Origin of the sequence: Bradyrhizobium sp. DOA1 (assembly GCF_001593325.1) — a bacterium.
Taxonomy (GTDB): domain Bacteria; phylum Pseudomonadota; class Alphaproteobacteria; order Rhizobiales; family Xanthobacteraceae; genus Bradyrhizobium.
Genome location: NZ_JXJM01000001.1, coordinates 7,196,626 through 7,213,848, shown reverse-complemented (window position 1 = coordinate 7,213,848; position 17,223 = coordinate 7,196,626). Strand labels below are relative to the sequence as shown.

At 65.4% G+C, this 17,223-nt stretch carries 18 protein-coding genes; 12 read left to right on the top strand and 6 right to left on the bottom strand.

Going from position 1 to position 17,223, the window contains the following annotated elements; genetic code table 11:
* Positions 1–3: 3 nt before the first annotated feature.
* The 5 genes from SE91_RS33390 (at position 4) to SE91_RS33370 (ending at position 4,806) form a co-directional block, all read left to right on the top strand.
* Entirely contained in the window at positions 4–762 is a 759-nt protein-coding gene (locus SE91_RS33390; RefSeq protein ID WP_061850666.1) for an ATP-binding cassette domain-containing protein, read from the top strand.
* Positions 762–1,844, top strand: coding sequence for an ABC transporter permease (locus SE91_RS33385; RefSeq protein ID WP_061850665.1), 1,083 nt, complete (start codon positions 762–764; stop codon positions 1,842–1,844). The genes SE91_RS33390 and SE91_RS33385 overlap by 1 nt, the downstream gene beginning before the upstream one ends.
* Before the next feature lie 96 nt (positions 1,845–1,940).
* The gene (locus SE91_RS33380; protein ID WP_061851448.1) at positions 1,941–2,873 is read left to right on the top strand and encodes a sugar-binding protein; all 933 of its coding nucleotides are present in this window, start codon (positions 1,941–1,943) and stop codon (positions 2,871–2,873) included.
* Positions 2,874–2,977: 104 nt separating this feature from the next.
* Complete coding sequence (locus SE91_RS33375) at positions 2,978–3,955, top strand: aldo/keto reductase (protein WP_061850664.1); 978 nt, start codon at positions 2,978–2,980, stop codon at positions 3,953–3,955.
* Between the two features lie 2 nt (positions 3,956–3,957).
* A complete protein-coding gene (locus SE91_RS33370) occupies positions 3,958–4,806 on the top strand; it encodes an amidohydrolase family protein (protein ID WP_061851447.1) in 849 nt (282 codons plus the stop codon).
* A 191-nt stretch (positions 4,807–4,997) separates the two neighbouring features.
* Here the strand turns inward: SE91_RS33370 and SE91_RS33365 are convergent, their stop codons facing one another.
* The 4 genes from SE91_RS33365 to SE91_RS33350 form a co-directional block, all read right to left on the bottom strand.
* Entirely contained in the window at positions 4,998–5,363 is a 366-nt protein-coding gene (locus SE91_RS33365) for a nuclear transport factor 2 family protein (RefSeq protein ID WP_061850663.1), read from the bottom strand.
* A gap of 148 nt (positions 5,364–5,511) precedes the next feature.
* Positions 5,512–5,862 carry a RidA family protein gene (locus SE91_RS33360; RefSeq protein WP_027575148.1) on the bottom strand — a complete coding sequence of 117 codons (351 nt, stop codon included), beginning with the start codon at positions 5,860–5,862 and terminating at the stop codon, positions 5,512–5,514.
* Positions 5,863–5,964: 102 nt separating this feature from the next.
* On the bottom strand, positions 5,965–6,882 hold the full coding sequence (locus SE91_RS33355) for a CE1 family esterase (protein WP_061850662.1): 918 nt from the start codon (positions 6,880–6,882) through the stop codon (positions 5,965–5,967).
* A 3-nt stretch (positions 6,883–6,885) separates the two neighbouring features.
* A complete protein-coding gene (locus SE91_RS33350; protein ID WP_061850661.1) occupies positions 6,886–8,544 on the bottom strand; it encodes an FAD-binding dehydrogenase in 1,659 nt (552 codons plus the stop codon).
* A gap of 265 nt (positions 8,545–8,809) precedes the next feature.
* On the opposite strand from SE91_RS33350, the gene SE91_RS33345 reads away from it, so the two are divergent.
* The 5 genes from SE91_RS33345 to SE91_RS33325 all read left to right on the top strand — a co-directional run bounded on the left by SE91_RS33345 (position 8,810) and on the right by SE91_RS33325 (position 13,337).
* Complete coding sequence (locus tag SE91_RS33345) at positions 8,810–9,277, top strand: hypothetical protein (RefSeq protein WP_061850660.1); 468 nt, start codon at positions 8,810–8,812, stop codon at positions 9,275–9,277.
* Positions 9,278–9,313: 36 nt separating this feature from the next.
* Positions 9,314–9,730 (top strand): hypothetical protein, encoded by a 417-nt coding sequence (locus tag SE91_RS38365; RefSeq protein ID WP_502687166.1) that lies wholly within the window; start codon positions 9,314–9,316, stop codon positions 9,728–9,730.
* A 24-nt stretch (positions 9,731–9,754) separates the two neighbouring features.
* Positions 9,755–10,345 carry an SCO family protein gene (locus tag SE91_RS33335; protein ID WP_060737298.1) on the top strand — a complete coding sequence of 197 codons (591 nt, stop codon included), beginning with the start codon at positions 9,755–9,757 and terminating at the stop codon, positions 10,343–10,345.
* A 212-nt stretch (positions 10,346–10,557) separates the two neighbouring features.
* Entirely contained in the window at positions 10,558–11,493 is a 936-nt protein-coding gene (locus SE91_RS33330; RefSeq protein WP_061850659.1) for an ABC transporter substrate-binding protein, read from the top strand.
* 200 nt (positions 11,494–11,693) lie between these two features.
* A complete protein-coding gene (locus tag SE91_RS33325) occupies positions 11,694–13,337 on the top strand; it encodes a lysine--tRNA ligase (protein ID WP_061850658.1) in 1,644 nt (547 codons plus the stop codon).
* 134 nt (positions 13,338–13,471) lie between these two features.
* Here SE91_RS33325 and SE91_RS33320 read toward each other — a convergent pair whose 3' ends face one another.
* Positions 13,472–14,125, bottom strand: coding sequence for a S24 family peptidase (locus SE91_RS33320; protein ID WP_082813881.1), 654 nt, complete (start codon positions 14,123–14,125; stop codon positions 13,472–13,474).
* A 192-nt stretch (positions 14,126–14,317) separates the two neighbouring features.
* Here SE91_RS33320 and SE91_RS33315 point away from each other — a divergent pair, with 192 nt between their 5' ends.
* Positions 14,318–14,662: a DUF952 domain-containing protein gene (locus SE91_RS33315; RefSeq protein WP_061850657.1), complete on the top strand. Its 345-nt coding sequence runs from the start codon at positions 14,318–14,320 to the stop codon at positions 14,660–14,662.
* A complete protein-coding gene (locus SE91_RS33310) occupies positions 14,659–15,756 on the top strand; it encodes a quinone-dependent dihydroorotate dehydrogenase (RefSeq protein ID WP_061850656.1) in 1,098 nt (365 codons plus the stop codon). The genes SE91_RS33315 and SE91_RS33310 overlap by 4 nt, the downstream gene beginning before the upstream one ends.
* A 141-nt stretch (positions 15,757–15,897) precedes the next feature.
* Here the strand turns inward: SE91_RS33310 and SE91_RS33305 are convergent, their stop codons facing one another.
* Positions 15,898–17,223 carry an MATE family efflux transporter gene (locus SE91_RS33305; RefSeq protein ID WP_061850655.1) on the bottom strand — a complete coding sequence of 442 codons (1,326 nt, stop codon included), beginning with the start codon at positions 17,221–17,223 and terminating at the stop codon, positions 15,898–15,900.

The window sequence follows — 17,223 nt, the reverse complement described above, 5'->3', positions numbered from 1 at the left end:
CTGATGGCACATGCTGACGCGACCCCGGTCCTCGAGCTCTCCGGCATCGGCAAGGAGTTCGGCGCGATCCGCGCGCTGCACGACGTCGACATGCAGGTCTTCCCGGGGGAAGTCGTCGGCCTGATGGGCGACAACGGCGCCGGCAAGTCGACGCTGGTCAAGATCATTGCCGGCAATTTTCGCCCAAGCCATGGCGAGATGCGCTTTGCCGGGAATGCCGTCCATTTCAACCGTCCGGTCGACGCCCGCGCCGTCGGCATCGAGGTCGTGTACCAGGACCTCGCGCTCGCGGACAATCTGACCGCCGCGGCCAACGTCTTCCTCGGCCGCGAGCTGAAGCGCAAATTCGGACCTGTTGCGCTGCTCGACCACAAGGCGATGGCGGTGCGTGCCCTCGAATTGTTCGGCGAGCTGCGCTCGGAGACGCGGCCCGACGATCTCGTCAAGCAGATGTCGGGCGGCCAGCGCCAGGCGGTCGCGATCGCGCGTACCAGGCTCTCCAATGCGCGGCTGGTGATGATGGACGAGCCGACCGCCGCGATATCGGTGCGCCAGGTCGAGCAGGTGCTAGGCCTGATCCACCGGCTGAAGGAGCAGGGCGTCGCCGTCATGCTGATCTCGCACCGTATGCCCGACGTCTTCGCCGTATGCGACCGCGTCGTCGTCATGCGCCGCGGCGAGAAGCGCGCCGACAAGCCGATCCACCAGACCTCGCCTGAGGAGATCACCGCCCTCATCACCGGCGCGAAGGAGGCGGCGTGATGGCCATGCCCATGGAATCCCCGATCAGCTTCACCAATGTCGGCCGGATCAGATGGTGGCAGCGCGGCATCTTCGCCTCCCAGACCGGCTATGTCCTGCTGGCGCTGGCCGTGCTGCTGGTGATCATGCATTTCGCCAGCCCGTACTTCTTCACCGAAGGCAACATGCAGAACGTGGCGAAGAATTTCTCCTTCATCGCCATCGCCACGCTCGGCGTCACCTTCGTGATCATCACCGGCGGTATCGATCTTTCGGTGGGATCGATGATGTGCTTCTCCGCCATGATCACCTCCATGGTGATGACCGAGCTGTCGGCGCCCGGCTCGCCCGCGGGCTCGCTTTTCGTGCACATGGCGGCGGACGGCAAGACTGTCGTTGCCAACGTGCCTGGGCTGATCCTGCTGGTCTCTGTTCTCGCCGGCCTCGGCGTTGCGCTGATCGCCGGCCTCGTCAACGGCTTCTGCATCGCCGTGCTCGGCCTGTCGCCCTTCGTCACCACGCTCGGCATGCTCTCGATCGTGCGCGGGCTCGGCTATGTCGTCTCCAACGGCCGCGGCAGTTTTCCCGGCGGGCCGGACGCCGATTACTTCTATGCGCTGACCTCGGGCACCATGTTCGGCCTGCCCGCGCCTTTCATCTATCTTATGATCCTCGCGCTGGCGATGGCCGTGGTGCTGCACCACACCGCGTTCGGCCGCCACGTCTTCGCGCTCGGCGGCAACGAGAAGGCGGCCGAGCTCACCGGCATTCCCGTGGTGCGCGTCAAGATCGAGGTCTACGTCATCTGCGCGCTCGCCGCAGGCCTACAGGGCATCATCATCTCCGGCTGGCTCGGATCGGCCCCGGCCAACATGGCGACCTCCTACGAGCTCAACGTGATCGCGGCTGCCGTGATCGGCGGCGCCAACCTCGCCGGCGGCATCGGCGGTCCGCTCGGGGCCATCGTCGGCTGTGTGCTGCTGGAAGTGATCCGCAATGGCCTCGTGCTGGCGCAGGTCAGCTCCTACTGGCAGCAGACCTTGGTGGGCGTGATCATCATCCTGGCCGTGCTGGTCGATCGCATCCGCTCGCGGATGACGTGACGTAACGAATGGTCCGGGAAGGCAAATAAAACGCCGCCTGTCCGCTTCCCGGACACCTCTAGACAGGGCAGGCGCCTGACAAGAGTGGAGGAGACAATGAGGAAACTTCTTCTTGCCGGCATCGCGGTTGCGATGATGGCCACGCCGGCGTTCGCCGCGAACTACCGCTTCGTCATCGTGCCCAAGGCGATGAACAATCCGTTCTTCGACTTCGCGCGCGACGGCTGCCTGAAGCGCGCCAAGGAGCTCGGCAACATCGAGTGCATCTACAAGGGGCCGGTGGAGCACGAGCCGGCGACGCAAGCCCAGATCATCCAGGACTTTGTCACCCAGAAGGTCGACGGCCTCGCCATCTCGGTCGCCGACGTCGCGGCCATGACCAAGTCGATCGAGGCGGCGACCGCTGCCGGCATCCCCGTCATCACCTTCGATGCGGACGCGCCGGGCTCCAAGCGCATCGCCTATATCGGCACCAACAACAAGGAGTTCGGCACGGCGCTCGGCAAGCAGCTCCTGAAGATGCGGCCCGACGGCGGCAAATATGCCATGGTCTCGGGCGGTCCCGGCGCCAAGAATCTCGCCGAGCGCGTCGACGGCGTGCGCGAGGCGCTGAAGGGCTCGAAATGGACCGAGGTCGCGGGCTCGCCGACCTTCTGCAACGACGATCCCGCGCTCGCGGTGCAGCAGATGACGGACATGCGCACGGCCACGCCCGACCTCGCCGCCATCGTCCCCATCGGCGGCTGGCCGATGTTCGCCCCCGAAGGTTTCAAGGCCTTCGCCTCCAGGAACAAGAAGGACATCGATTCCGGCAAGTTCACGCTGGTCGTCGCCGATACGCTGAAGATGCAGCTCGAGCTGCTGCGCGACGGCTATGCCAATGCGCTGGTCGGGCAACGTCCGTTCGAAATGGGCGAGAAGGCGATGGACACGCTGCTCGCTATCAAGAAGGGCGAGAAGGTGCCGGAGATCGTCTACACTGGCCTCGATCTCGTGACCAAGGACAACGTCGCGCAGATGTTGAAGTAGGAGCGCTGCCAGCCCCGCGCTCCTGCATGCCTCCCCCGCTTGCGATTTCCGCGAGCGGGGGAGATGATTTGGGCTGCTGGAATGAAGTCTGGAAGGCAATGGGAATGAAACGGTCGCGGCTCGGCTCTCTCGACGTCACCTCAATCGGCCTCGGTTCCGCTCCGCTCGGCGGATTGTTCAGCCCCGTCAGCGATGCCGACGCGCAAGCGACGATCGAACGAGCCTGGTCGGCCGGAATCCGCTTCTTCGACACCGCGCCGCTTTACGGCTTTGGCCTCGCCGAGCGGCGGCTCGGCGCGTTCCTGCGCCAGCAGCCGCGCGACTCCTACGTCATCTCGACCAAGGTCGGCCGCCTGTTGCGCGCGCCCGAGGGCGCAGCTGCCGAGGACGAGCACTACAAGGGAACGCCGCGCGAGCGGCCGGTGTTCGATTTCAGCCATGACGGCGTGATGCGCTCGGTCGAGGAGAGCCTCGCAAGGCTCGGGCTCAACCGCGTCGACGTCCTGCTCGTGCATGATCCCGACGACCACTTCGACGACGCCGTCAACGGTGCGTTCCGCGCGCTGCAGCGGCTGCGCAGCGAGGGCACGGTCAAGGCGATCGGGGCCGGCATGAACCAGTCCGAAATGCTGGTTCGATTTGCCGAGGCGGTGCCGGTCGATTGCTTCCTGCTCGCCGGCCGCTACACGCTGCTCGATCAGGGCGCACTGGATGCGCTGTTTCCTCTCTGCACGGCGAAAGGCATCGGCATCCTGCTCGGTGGCATCTACAACAGCGGCATCCTGGCCAATCCCAACACCAGCGCCAAGTTCAACTATCAGGACGCGGATGCGGCACTGGTTGCGCGGGCGCGCGAGCTCGACGCGCTCTGCCGCAAGCACGGCACGGAGCTGAAGGCCGCCGCGTTCCAGTTCTGCATGGCTCACCCGGCCGTGACGGTCGCGGTGATGGGCGCGCGCAATGCAGCGGAAGTGGCCGACAACATGGCGATGTCGGAGCGCGCGGTGCCGCCGGCGTTCTGGCAGGAGCTGCGCGCGAAAAATCTCGTCGATGACCGCGCGCCGCTGCCGGGCGGAGCGTGAGCATGATGATCGACGGCCATCAACACTTTTGGGACCCGGCGCGCGCAGACTATCCCTGGATGGAGGCGGAGGAGCTCACGCCGATCCGCCGCGCCTTCAGTCCTGCCGATCTCGCGCCGCTCCTGAAGGAAAACGGCATCGACGCCAGCATCCTGGTGCAATGCCGCTCCGCGCTGGAGGAGACCGAGGAATTTTTGCGGATCGCAGATGCGACGCCGTCGGTGATCGGCGTCGTCGGCTGGGCTGATCTGACCGACGCTGCGCTTGGCGAAACCCTCGACGGGCTGCGTGCATCGCGCGGGGGCAACAAGCTGGTTGGCATCCGCCATCAGGTCCATGACGAGGCCGATCCCGACTGGCTGCTGCGCGAGGACGTTCAGCGCGGCCTCACCGCCGTGTTCGCCCGCGATCTCACCTATGACTTGCTGGTTCGCACCCGCGAGCTGCCCTCGGCCGTCGCAACCGCGCAGGCCTTTCCGCAAGCACGTTTCGTGCTCGATCACGCCGCCAAGCCGCCGATCGCCGACGGCGGCAGCGAGGAATGGACCGATCGCATCACAGCGCTCGCCACCTGCGGCAATGTCTGGTGCAAGATTTCAGGGTTCGCAACGGAAGCGGTTTGGAACGACTGGGATGCGGAGCATCTGTTTCCGTTCGTCGAACATGCCGCGAAATGCTTTGGCGAGGATCGCCTGATCTTTGGCTCCGACTGGCCGGTGTGCCTGCTTGCGGGCAGCTACGGCGAGATCAAGAGCGCGCTCGAGGCGTGTCTGGCAAGGCTTGGACCGGGCGTGCGAGAGAAGGCATTCGGCGCGAATGCGAAGGCGGCGTATCGGTTGGCGGTGAGCTGAGCCGCGCACGCGCTTCCTTCTCCCCTTGTGGGAGAAGGTGGCGCGCAGCGCCGGATGAGGGGTTCTCTCCGCGATATCACCTCTCAAAATTCGCGCGCGGAGAGATACCCCCTCACCCTACCGAGCTTGTGTCTACGAGAGGTGATGCCCTCTCCCACAAGGGGAGAGGGCGCAGCAACGAGCAGCGCCCCTCACGCCTCCGCGGGCACCTGATCCAAGAATCCCGTCACGCTTCTGATCCGCCCATCCTTCAGCACGGCGAAATCCGTCCCCTTGATCGGGCTGTCGACGCCGTCGGGACCAAGTCCCCACGAGAATCGCACATGATCGCCGTAGCCATTGGGCTCGCCGATCAGCTTGAATGTGAAATCGGGAAAGCGCTGCTGCACGCCCGCGATCAGCGCGTCGATGCCATCCCGGCCGTCACCCTTCATCAGCGGATCGACATAGCTTGCATCTGCCGTCCAGGTTTCGCTCAGCAGCTCGCGGCGGCGGCTCGTCGTGCGCTCGTTCCAGAGATCGATATAGCAAAGGGCGATGGCGGTGTGGTCGGTCATGTCAGTCTCCTTCGATGAAGCCGTGTCCGGCTGACCGTGACTATCGAAGGTCTACGCGCACATATCGATTACCTCGGAGGTCATCGATACGCGAAAAAATGAAGCGCGATGATGACCTCATCGCGCTTCATTCGCATCGTCTGCGGATTTACTTCGCCGCGGTCACCATGATCTCGACGGTGTATTGCGGCGCCGCCAGCTTGGCTTCGACGGTGGCGCGGGCCGGCGTGTTGCCGGGCGAGACCCAGGCGTCCCACACTGCGTTCATCTCTCCGAAGGTCTTCATGTCGGTGATGTAGATCGTGGCCGAGAGCAGCTTCGATTTGTCGGTGCCGGCCTTGGCGAGGTGACCATCGATGGTCGCCAGGATGTCCTGGGTCTGCTTCGTCACGCTTTCGCCGGCGGCCTTGTTGGCGACGACACCGGCGAGATAGACGGTGTTGCCGTGCACGACGACCTGGCTCATGCGCGGGCCGGTTTCAAAACGCTGAATGCTCATTGGGGGATCTCCTGGTGAAAGGGCGGCCCTGTCTAGCCCAGCGACCTGCCGTGTGCCACCCCCGGCACGCATGCGTTGCCCGGCATGCATGCGTTTGCCCGCTCAATGAGACTGGCTGAAGAATGTCCAGATCGTCTCGGCGCCGTCGATGTCGCCGTTCTGCGGGCCGAGCAGCTTGGCCGCGACTTTCGGGAAACGCGCGTCCGGTGCAAATCCAGGCATGCGATGGCCGCCCCCATTGACGCGATAGAGCACGACCTCGTGTCTCGCCGGACAGCGTGAGGAAATCCGCGTCACCGTGGATTGGTCCGCGGGATTCCTGTCGGGCAGCTCGGTCTCGGTCACCTCGTCCGTCTCGCAGCCATTGAGCTTGCGCCAGAATGCCAGCGTCTCGTCGGTCGACCAGAATCCCTCTGCGGCAAAATAGCTCGATCCTCGCCCGCCCTCATAGGGGACCAGCGGGTCGGCCGTGCCGTTCATGAGCAGCATCGGCAGCGGCCGCGATGGATGGCAGGTCACGGCGGCCTCATCGTTGAGGTTCATGATCACGCTCGCGCCTGCCGCAAACAGATCGGCCCGCGCACAAACCAGCGTCATCGCCATGGCGCCGCCGTTGGAGACGCCGGTGACGTAGATCCGCTTTGCATCGGCCGTGCCGTCGGCCACCAGCTTCTCGACCAGCCTTGCGATGAAGGCGACGTCGTCGGTGCCCGCCGGTGGTCCGCGCAGGGCTGGGCCTGCCTTCGTCCGCGCGTCCGCCCAGGCATTGTTGAGTCCGTCCGGAAAGACCACGGCGAGACCCTCGCGCTTGGCGGTTTGCGGCCACGCCGTCCGCGTGATCATGTCGGCGCCGCGCTGGGTCTTGCCATGCAGCACGATCACCAGCGGCGCCGGCTTCTTCGCCGGCAGCTGCGCGGCGTAGGAGCGCTTCACGCCGTTGACGTCGATCGTGTCGGCGGATGCAGGGGAGGCGGCGGTCAATGCCGCAACCAGCGCCCCGATCTGCATCCACCGCGGCATGAACTAGCCCACCGCCTTCGCCGCGGCGCGGCCGGCATTCCGGCCCGAGAACAGGCAGCCGCCGAGGAAGGTGCCTTCCAGCGAGCGGTAGCCGTGCACGCCGCCGCCGCCGAAGCCGGCGGCTTCGCCAACGGCATAGAGGCCGGGAATGACGCTGCCTTCCTCGCCGAACACGCGGGAGTCGAGATCGGTCTCGAAGCCGCCCAGCGTCTTGCGGGTGAGGATGTTGAGCTTCACCGCGATCAGCGGCCCGTGCGCGGGATCGAGGATCTTGTGCGGGGAGGCGGTGCGGATCAGCTTGTCGCCGATATAGCGGCGCGCATTGTGGATGTTCATCACCTGCGCGTCCTTGACGTAGGGGTTGGCGATCTCACGGTCGCGCGCTTCGATCTGCATCCTGATGTGCTCGAGCTTCAATAAGTCGCTGCCGGCGAGTTGGTTCATGGCCGCAACGAGCTCATCGAGCTTGTCGCGCACGATGAAGTCGACACCATGGCTTTTGAACGCCTCGACCGGCGCCGGCGCCCCCTTATTGGTGGCGCGGCGCAGCGTCATGCGCCAGCTCTTGCCGGTGAGGTCGGGGTTCTGCTCCGAGCCCGACAGCGCGAACTCCTTCTTGATGATGCTCTGCGTCAGGATGAACCAGGAATGATCATAGCCGGTCGACATGATGTATTTGAGCTGCCCGAGCGTGTCGGAGCCGGGGAATAGCGGCGCGGGCAGCCGCGTGCCTGTCGCGTCGAACCACATCGAGGATGGGCCGGGCAGGATGCGGATGCCGTGGCGCGGCCAGATCGGCGACCAGTTCTGGATGCCCTCGACGTAATGCCACATGCGGTCGCGGTTGATCAGCCGCGCGCCCGCCTTCTCCGTGATGCCGATCATGCGGCCGTCGACATGCTCGGGCACGCCCGAGATCATGAATTTCGGGGGATCACCGAGCCGCTTCGGCCAGTTCTGCCGCACCAGCTCATGATTGCCGCCGATGCCGCCGGAGGCGACGATCACCGCCTGCGCCTTCAGCGCGAACTCGCCGACCACATTGCGCGACGAGCTCTTGCCGCGCTCGATATTGTCGGGGGCGAGAATGGCGCCGCTGACGCCATCGACCGTGCCATTGGTGCTGGAGAGCGCATCGACGCGGTGGCGGAACTTGAAGGTGAGACGGCCGTTTCGGGCGCCTTCGCGCGCGCGGCGCGCGAACGGCTCGACGATGCCGGGACCGGTGCCCCAGGTGACGTGGAAGCGCGGTACCGAATTGCCGTGGCCCATGGCGTCATAGCCGCCGCGCTCGGCCCAGCCCACCACGGGAAAGATGCGATGACCCATCGCGCGCAGCCAGCCGCGCTTCTCGCCGGCCGCGAACGCCACATAGGCCTCGGCCCATTGCCGCGGCCAGAAATCCTCGTCGCGGTCGAAGCCGGCAGTGCCGATCCAATCCTGGAGCGCGAGATCGTAGGAGTCCTTGATGCCGAGCCGGCGCTGCTCCGGCGAATTGACCAGGAACAACCCGCCGAACGACCAGAACGCCTGACCGCCGAGCGACTGCTCGCCCTCCTGGTCGACCACGATGACGCGCTTGCCCGCGTCGGCGATCTCTGTTGCGGCCACCAGGCCCGACAGCCCCGCGCCGACGACGATGACGTCAGTCTCTTCCGCCATGACTCTCCCCCTCCACAGGTTCCTCCCTGTAGTTGCCCGGATTGAAGCCAGCGGTTGCAACTGAGATCAAGGGCGTGACGCGCAAGACATCGTTAACTTGTTCCACTCCGGGATAGAGATCAGCCGAGTGCAGCGCGGGCGCAACACTGGATTTGAATTTGTTTTGAGGAAGCCGGCGCGCCTAGACAAAACCTTGAAGTCGACAGACGCTAGCCGCGCATCACCACCTGACACGCAGATTCGAAGACGACTGGGGCGGGGGACAATGAAGGTTCTGACGGGGTTGCTTGCGGCGGTTTTGCTGATCGCGAGCATGGGGGCTTCTCACGCGGTGGTTCGAATTGCGGATGACCGCGGCGGCAGGATCGGAACCTACGTCGACAAATATCAGGATCTCAGGCAATCCGGCGAAACCGTCATCATCGACGGTCTCTGTGCCTCGGCCTGCACCATCGTCCTGGGCGCCATCCCGCGCGACCGGATCTGCGTAACCTCGCACGCAACGCTCGGCTTCCACGCCGCATGGGATTTCGGCAGCAACGGCCGCGCCGTCACCAATCCCGAGGCCACCCAGATGCTCTACGCGATGTATCCCTCGCAGGTGAAACGCTGGATCGCGCAGCGCGGCGGCCTCACGCCGAACATGCTCTTCCTGAGGGGCAAGCAGCTGCAGGCCATGTACAAGCCTTGCTACCTGGACGCGCAAGCTTCGACCAACAGGCCGTCGCGGTAAGCTGCGTACGCGCCCATCTGCCGCTTTCGTATCGTCATGGCCGGGCTCGTCCCGGCCATGACGTTTTTGGACCTGGGCGGCACGAAGTGCATGGATGCCCGGGCCTTCGCCTCCTTCGGCCGCGCAGACGGACAAGCCCGGTATGAGGACCGCCGCGCGCCTCCGCACCACGTGATCCCCACCACCTCCGCCGCGCTTGCCCGGTCCCGTCCCAGCGCCTATTTGAAAGGCAGGGAACCCTTCGCCCCGATCCTTGCCATGGCTCAACCAGTGCACCCCGCCCATCCGCTACAGGACAATTCGCCCACTGCCGGCCGGCTGCCGTCCGTGCTGCTGTGGGCGGGCGCAGCTCTTGGCGCGCTCGTCGTGGTCGGCGCCCTCGCGCTCTGGTTCCATTACGGCACCCAGGTGTTCTTCGAAATCATCAGGACCGGCTTCGCCGCCTGCTTCTGATCCCCGACAGGAAGTGTTCCGCCAATGAGTTCCATGGCCCGTCCGCTGGTGATCGCGACCGCCTTCGCCGCAAGCCTCATCGTTGGGCTCCTGATCATGTTCTGGGCCATGGGCGGGGTGAGCAAGGTGGCGCAGCCGGCCGCGATCGGCGGTCCCTTCCAGCTCACCGACCAGAACGGCAAGGCCGTCACCGACAAGAATCTGAAGGGCAAGCCGACCCTGATCTTCTTCGGCTACACCCATTGTCCCGACGTCTGCCCGACCTCGCTGTTCGAGATCTCGGAAGTGCTGCGCGTGCTGGGCAAGGATGCCGACAAGGTCAATGCCGTCTTCATCTCGGTCGATCCCGAGCGCGACACGCAGGCGGCGATGAAGGACTATCTGTCGAGCTTCGATCCGCATCTTCAGGGCCTGTCCGGCGATCCCGCCGAGATCGCCAAGGTGATCACCTCCTACCGGGTCTACGCCAAGAAGGTCCCGGCCAAGGACGGTGACTACACCATGGACCATACCGCGCTGATCTATCTGATGGACCGCGAGGGCAGATTCGTCTCGCCATTCAACCTGAAGCGCACGCCGGAAGAGGCGGCGGCGGATCTGAAGAAGTATATCTGAGCCTGATTTAGGCACCGTGCTTCCCACATCGTCATGGCCGGGCATGTCCCGTCCATCCACGTTCTTGAGCGGGCAGGAGAGTTCGTGGATGCCCGGGACAAGCCCGGGCATGACGGCGGAGGGACCTTTCCCATCCACATTCCCCGCTCGCGTTCCCGGCGGGATGGTCTATAAGGCCTCCGATCCCAACGATATCAGTTCATTTCCGGCCGATGGCTCCATCGCAACAGGCGAAATCGTCCAAATCTGTCCGTGGCCTGCTGCTCGGACTGGCCGCCGCTGCCTGTCTGCTTGCCGGCCTGCCAGCCGCGCATGCCCAGGCCCCAGCCAAGCAACCGCCGGCCGCGCCGCAGGCTTCGCCTCAGGTCACACCCCAGGCCGCCCCGCAGGCCGTGCCGGGTTTCTGGGACCCGCGGCGCCGACCGGAGCGGCCGGACCTGTCGCGCATCACTGTGATCCGTTTCCTGACCGAGACCGACTATCCGCCGTTCAACTTCACCGGCGCCGACGGCAATCCCGCCGGCTTCAATGTCGATCTCGCACGCAGCCTGTGCGACGAGATCAAGGTGAGCTGCACGGTGCAGATGCGCCGCTTCGAGACGCTGGTCGATGCGCTGACCTCCAACCGCGGCGACGCCATCATCGCCTCGATGGCGGTGAGCCCCCAGTTGCGCGCCCGCGTCGACTTCACCGATCCCTATTACCGGGTGCCGGCCCGCTTCGTCTCGCGCAAGGAGGCGGTGATGCCGGAGATCCGCCCCGAATATCTCGAGGGCAAGAAGGTCGGCGTCATCGCGGGCTCGGCGCATGAGGCCTATCTCAAGGCGATGTTCACCGACGCCGAGCTGCACGCTTATCCCAATGACGATGCGCTACGCACGGCCCTGCGGAAGGGCGAGGTCGATTTCATCTTCGGCGACGCCATCTCGCTGGCGTTCTGGATCAACGGCACCGATTCCGGCGATTGCTGCGCCTTCTCCGGCGGCCCTTTCGTCGAGAGCCGCTTCTTCGGCGAAGGTGTCGGCATCGCCGTGCGCAAAGGCAACGACGTGCTGCGCCAGGCCCTGAACTGGGCGCTGTTCCGCGTCTGGGAAAAAGGCCGCTACACCGATCTGTGGCTGCGCTATTTCTCGGTGAGCCCGTTTTAGTTCGTCGCGTGCCGCTCTCATTCCTCATCCTGAGGAGCTTGCGTAGCAAGCGTCTCGAAGGATGAAGGCCCCGTCAGTGGCCTCGCCCTTCGAGACGCGCGCGAAGAGCGCGCTCCTCAGGGTGAGGGTCTGACGTCCGCCCCACAAAATTGCATTCTGCCCGGAAATCGCTATTTTCCGCGGCCCGGAGGCCCTTCTTGATGTCCGTTATCGATCCCAGCATCAGCCCTAGCGATTTGCGTGCGCTCGCCGAACAATCCAACGCCTGGCCGTTCGAGCAGGCGAAGGCCATCGTCGCGCGGCTGAAGAAGAGCCCGAAGGACGAGGTGCTGTTCGAGACCGGCTACGGTCCCTCCGGCCTGCCGCATATCGGCACGTTCGGCGAGGTCGCGCGCACCTCGATGGTGCGCCACGCCTTCCGCGTGCTGACCGAGGACAAGATCAAGACGCGCCTGCTGGCGTTCTCCGACGACATGGACGGGTTTCGCAAGGTGCCCGACAACGTCCCCAACAAGGAGATGCTGGCCGCGCATCTCGGCAAGCCGCTGACCCGGGTGCCGGATCCGTTCTCCAACGAGTATCCCTCGTTCGGCGCACATAATAACGCGCGCTTGCGCGCGTTTCTGGATCATTTCGGCTTCGACTACGAGTTCGCGAGCTCGACCGACTATTATACGTCCGGCCGGTTCGACGCGACGCTGCTCAAGATGCTGGCCGCCTACGACAAGATCATGGCGATCATCCTGCCGACGCTCGGTCCCGATCGCCGCGCCACTTATTCGCCGTTCCTGCCCATCAGCAAGACGACCGGAGTCGTGCTGCAGGTCCCGATGATCCGCCGCGACGTCGCGGCCGGCACCGTGACCTATCTCGATCCCGATACCAACCAGGAGGTCGAGACGCCAGTCACCGGCGGCAACGTCAAGTGCCAGTGGAAGGCCGATTGGGCGATGCGCTGGGTCGCGCTCGGCGTCGACTACGAGATGGCCGGCAAGGACCTGATCGATTCGGTGAAGCTGTCCGGCGCGATCGCGCGGGCGCTCGGCGCCACGCCGCCGGAAGGCTTCAACTACGAGCTCTTCCTCGACGAGAAGGGCCAGAAGATCTCGAAGTCGAAGGGCAACGGCCTCACCATCGACGAATGGCTGCGCTACGCCTCGCCGGAATCGCTATCGCTGTTCATGTATCGCGAGCCGAAGGCGGCGAAGCGGCTCTACTTCGACGTGATCCCGCGCAACGTCGACGACTACCAGCAATTCATCGACGGCTTTGCCAAGCAGGACGGCAAGCAGCAGCTCGGCAATCCGGTGTGGCACATCCACAACGGCAAGCCGCCGCAGGGCGACATGCCGGTGACGTTCCAGCTCCTGCTCACGCTGGTGTCGTCGTCGAACGCGGAGAATGCCGAGACGCTGTGGGGCTTCATCGGCCGCTACCGTCCGGGCGTCAGCCCGCAGACGCATCCCAAGCTGGATGCGATGGTCGGCTATGCCATCAACTATTATCGCGATTTCGTCGCGCCGACCAAGCAGTTCCGCGTGCCCACGGACACCGAGCGCGCCGCGCTGCAGGATCTGCGCGAAGCGCTGTCGCAGCTGCCTCAGGACGCCTCGGCCGAAGACATCCAGAACGTCGTCTACGAAATCGGCCGCCGCGAGCCGTTCCTCGATCAGGTCAAGAAGGGCAAGGACGGCCGCCCCGGCGTCACGCTCGACTGGTTCAACATGCTCTATCAGGTGCTGCTCGGCCAGGAGAAGGGCCCGCGCTTCGGCTCCTTCGTCGCCGTGTACGGCCTTCAGAACGCGGTCAACATGATCGACGGCGCGCTGGCAAGGAGTGCGTGAGGGAAAACCATGCTGTCATCGTCCGCGAAGGCGGACGATCCAGTATTCCAGAGACCGGACTTATGGAGTCGAGGGGCCGCGGCGTACTGGATTCCCCGCCTCCGCGGGGAATGACGGCGGAGTATGCGGGCCTCTCACTGGCTCGCCCACACGATCCGCGCCACCCACGCGACGTCGTTCGCCGCGATCGTCCGCGCCGCCTGCGACGCATCGAGCGGCTGCACGTCCAACGCCTTGGCCGTGCGACGCTTCAGCGTCGCGATCGTCATCTCGTCCGTCCTCGTCCTCACCACCACGCGATCGCCCTTGCGGATCGGTGCATCGGGCGAGACCAGGATGATGTCACCGTGGCGATAGGCCGGCAGCAGTGCATCGCCGGAAATCTCCAGCGCGAAGGCGTGGCCGTCCTCGGCGCTCGGCAGCGTGATCTCGCTCCAGCCCTTGCCGGATGGATGGCCGGCTTCGTCGAAAGCGCCACTGGTGGCGGCCAGCGCGAAGCCGAGCAGCGGTATCGAGCGGCCGTCGACGGCGTCGTCGTCGATCAGCCGCGCAAAGCTGTCGATCGAGCAATCGGCCGCGGCCAGCGCCTTCGCGATCGATTCGGTCGAGGGCCAGCGCTCGCGGCCGTCGGCGGTGACGCGCTTCGACCGGTTGAAGGTGGTGGGATCGAGCCCGGCGCGCTTGGCAAGGCCCGACGGCGACAGACCGGCGCGCGCCGCCAGCCGATCCAGCGCGATCCAGATCTGGTCGTGGGTCAGCATCCTCGGCGCATTGGCCTGTTTGACCATGGAAGGTCCAGCCCGTCGCAACTCAGGAAAACTGTCCTCAAATCAACCGGTTTTCCGTTTTTCGCGCAAGAGGCGGTGGCTAACTCTTGAGTTCGGCAGGGGCCGCCTTTACGGTCGCGCCAGGGCTTTTCGAGACCCGCACGAGACGAAAAAACCCAAAAGACTCAAAGAGCAAACAGGGCTGCGGAAGCGGTGGTCAAGATCTACAAAATCTGTCCGGCCTCGGCCTGGCGCGAGGCGGAACGGCAGGGTGTCTACCGCGGCAGCGCGGATGATGCGCGCGACGGTTTCATCCATTTCTCCACCGCCACCCAGGTTCCCGAGACCTTGCGCAAGCACTATTCCGGACAGCGCGCGCTGTTCCTGGTTGAGGTCGAGGGCGATGCGCTCGGCAGCGAGCTGCGCTGGGAGCGCTCGCGCAACGACGAGCTGTTTCCGCATCTCTATGGCGAGCTCGATCTCGGCGCCGTGCTTTCGGTGATGAATCTCAACATGCGCTCCGATGGCAGCCACGACGTTCCGGAGCTTGCCCCGTGATCCGTGCTTTCGACGCCTTTTCACTGCCGGTGCTGCGCTGGCTCGATCCGGAGGATGCGCACCGTCTCGCGATCCAGGGGCTGCGCTTTCTGCCGCCGGTCAAGCCGCGTGCGGACGATCCCAAGCTCGCGGTGCGCGCCTTCGGCCTCAACTTTCCCAATCCGATCGGCATGGCCGCGGGCTTCGACAAGAGCGCCGAGGTGCCGGATGCGCTGCTGCGGCTCGGCTTCGGCTTCGTCGAGATCGGCTCGGTCACGCCGAAGCCGCAAGCCGGCAATCCGCGGCCGCGGCTGTTCCGGCTCGAGCGCGACGAGGCCGTGATCAACCGCATGGGCTTCAACAATGACGGCGCCGAGGTCGCGTTGCGCCGGCTCGCTGCGCGCGCGCAGCATGGCGGCATCGTCGGCGTCAATGTCGGCGCCAACAAGGATTCGCCGGATCGCGTCGCCGATTACGTCAAGCTGATCGAGACCTTCGCGCCGGTTGCGAGCTATTTCACCGTCAATGTCTCCTCGCCGAACACGCCGGGCCTGCGCAATTTGCAGGAAGGCGCGCTGCTTGACGATCTGCTCGCACGCGTGATCGACGCCCGCGAGCGTGTCAGGCAGAAGGCCGGCGACACGCCGGTGCTGCTCAAGATCGCGCCCGACCTCAGCCTCGCCCAGCTCGACGACGTCGTGCAGGTCGCGCGATCGCGCCGGGTCGACGGCATGATCGTGTCGAACACGACCATCGCGCGGAACAGCACGTTGCGCGAGGCGACGCGGGCCAAGGAGCAGGGCGGCCTGTCCGGCAGGCCGCTGTTCCGCCTGTCGACGCGCATGGTCGCGGAGACCTATGTGCGCGTCGAAGGCGCATTCCCGCTGATCGGCGTTGGCGGTGTCGATTCAGGCGGCGCCGCGCTGACCAAGATCCGCGCCGGTGCCAGCCTGATCCAGCTCTACTCGTCGCTGGTCTACAAGGGCCTCGGCCTCGTCGACGAGATCAAGCGCGACCTCGCCTCGACGCTGCTGCGCACGGGACGGGATTCGCTGTCCGAGATCGTCGGCGCCGATGCTGCGACGTTGACGGCGGAAGACTGGCCGGGAATGTAAGACGGGCTCGTGCCCCGGACGCAGCGCAGCGCGCCGCCTTCGGCGTGGTGCGCTGCAGAGCCGGGGCCCATGCTCGCCGCAAACTGGATCCCGGCTCTGCGCAGCAGCGTTTCACGCTGCAGCGCGTCCGGGACACGATTGTTAGATTTTTGAGAACGTCGCCCGGTACAGCGCCGGATACCGCGCCCCCTGCAAGCCGCCGCGGGCGATGTAGAACGCGATCAGCGCGCACCACAATCCGGTATTGCCAAACGATTGCAGTGCCAGCCAGACGCAGAAGAAGATCGCGAGCGAGGCCAGCATAAGATTGCGCATCTCCCGCGCCCAGGTGGCGCCGACATAGATGCCGTCGAAGCCGAACGCGAATACGCCGGGAATCGGTGCAAGCACGATGAACGGCAGGAATTCGCGCGCGGCGCGGCGGACGTCTTCGCTCGCGGTCATGAAATTGATGATATCGGGCCCGAACGTCGCGAACAGCACCGCGACGACCGTGGCGAAGCCGAGGCCCCATGTGAGCACCAGCCGGGTCGAATTCGCAAAGCCCGTGGCGTCCCGCGCGCCATAGGTGCGGCCGCAAAGCTGCTGGGCCGCATTGGCGAGGCCGTCGAGGAAGAAGGCGCTGACCAGCAGGAAATTGTTGAGCACGGAATTCGCGGCGAGCGTGACGTCGCCCGTGCGCGCGCCCTTGGCGGTGAAGAACAGGAACACCGTGATCAGCGCCGCGGTGCGGATCAGGATGTCGGTGTTCACCGCCAAAAGCCGCATCAGCTTGGCGCGGTCGAACAGCGTTGTGCGAGGCACTGCAAAACCGCCGACCGCGTAGCGCCGGCACACGATCACACCCAGCACGAAGCCGGTCGTCTCCGACAGCAGCGCCGCAATTGCCGCACCTGCGATGCCGAAGTCGTAGACCAGCACCAGCAGGATCGTGGCTGCCATGTTGATGAGGTTGATGACGACCTGGAGCGCGAGTGCCGGATTGGCGCGGGCCTGTCCCACCAGCCAGCCGAGCACGACGTAATTGGCGAAAGCGAAGGGCGAGGACCAGATCCGGATCATGAAATAGGTCTTGGCGGCGCGCGTCACGCCCTCGCTGCCGCCCATCAGGTCGAACAGCGCGGCGGCCAGCGGCAATTGCAGCACGATCAGTCCGGCGCCGATCAGGCCGGCCACGATGAAGCCGCGCACCAGGATCACGGTCTGCTCGCGCGTCTCGCCGGCGCCCATCGCCTGCGCCGTAAAGGCGAGCGTGCTCATGCGCAGGAAGCCGAACAGCCAGAACAGGCAGTCGAAGATCACGGAAGCCATCGCAACGCCGCCGAGCAGCGCGGCATCGTCGAGCCGTCCGATCGCAGTGGTCGAGACCACGCCGATCAGCGGCGTGGTGAGGTTCGCCACCATCGCAGGGCCGGCGATGGCGAACACCTGGCGGGAGCCGATCTTGAGGGGAATGGGGGCGTGCAT

Coding starts and splice junctions, on each gene's coding strand:
- SE91_RS33390 (WP_061850666.1), top strand. CDS start 4: ATGGCACATGCTGACGCGACCCCGGTCCTCGAGCTCTCCGGCATCGGC.
- SE91_RS33385 (WP_061850665.1), top strand. CDS start 762: ATGGCCATGCCCATGGAATCCCCGATCAGCTTCACCAATGTCGGCCGG.
- SE91_RS33380 (WP_061851448.1), top strand. CDS start 1,941: ATGAGGAAACTTCTTCTTGCCGGCATCGCGGTTGCGATGATGGCCACG.
- SE91_RS33375 (WP_061850664.1), top strand. CDS start 2,978: ATGAAACGGTCGCGGCTCGGCTCTCTCGACGTCACCTCAATCGGCCTC.
- SE91_RS33370 (WP_061851447.1), top strand. CDS start 3,958: ATGATGATCGACGGCCATCAACACTTTTGGGACCCGGCGCGCGCAGAC.
- SE91_RS33365 (WP_061850663.1), bottom strand. CDS start 5,363: ATGACCGACCACACCGCCATCGCCCTTTGCTATATCGATCTCTGGAAC.
- SE91_RS33360 (WP_027575148.1), bottom strand. CDS start 5,862: ATGAGCATTCAGCGTTTTGAAACCGGCCCGCGCATGAGCCAGGTCGTC.
- SE91_RS33355 (WP_061850662.1), bottom strand. CDS start 6,882: ATGCCGCGGTGGATGCAGATCGGGGCGCTGGTTGCGGCATTGACCGCC.
- SE91_RS33350 (WP_061850661.1), bottom strand. CDS start 8,544: ATGGCGGAAGAGACTGACGTCATCGTCGTCGGCGCGGGGCTGTCGGGC.
- SE91_RS33345 (WP_061850660.1), top strand. CDS start 8,810: ATGAAGGTTCTGACGGGGTTGCTTGCGGCGGTTTTGCTGATCGCGAGC.
- SE91_RS38365 (WP_502687166.1), top strand. CDS start 9,314: ATGGCCGGGCTCGTCCCGGCCATGACGTTTTTGGACCTGGGCGGCACG.
- SE91_RS33335 (WP_060737298.1), top strand. CDS start 9,755: ATGAGTTCCATGGCCCGTCCGCTGGTGATCGCGACCGCCTTCGCCGCA.
- SE91_RS33330 (WP_061850659.1), top strand. CDS start 10,558: ATGGCTCCATCGCAACAGGCGAAATCGTCCAAATCTGTCCGTGGCCTG.
- SE91_RS33325 (WP_061850658.1), top strand. CDS start 11,694: ATGTCCGTTATCGATCCCAGCATCAGCCCTAGCGATTTGCGTGCGCTC.
- SE91_RS33320 (WP_082813881.1), bottom strand. CDS start 14,125: ATGGTCAAACAGGCCAATGCGCCGAGGATGCTGACCCACGACCAGATC.
- SE91_RS33305 (WP_061850655.1), bottom strand. CDS start 17,223: ATGCACGCCCCCATTCCCCTCAAGATCGGCTCCCGCCAGGTGTTCGCC.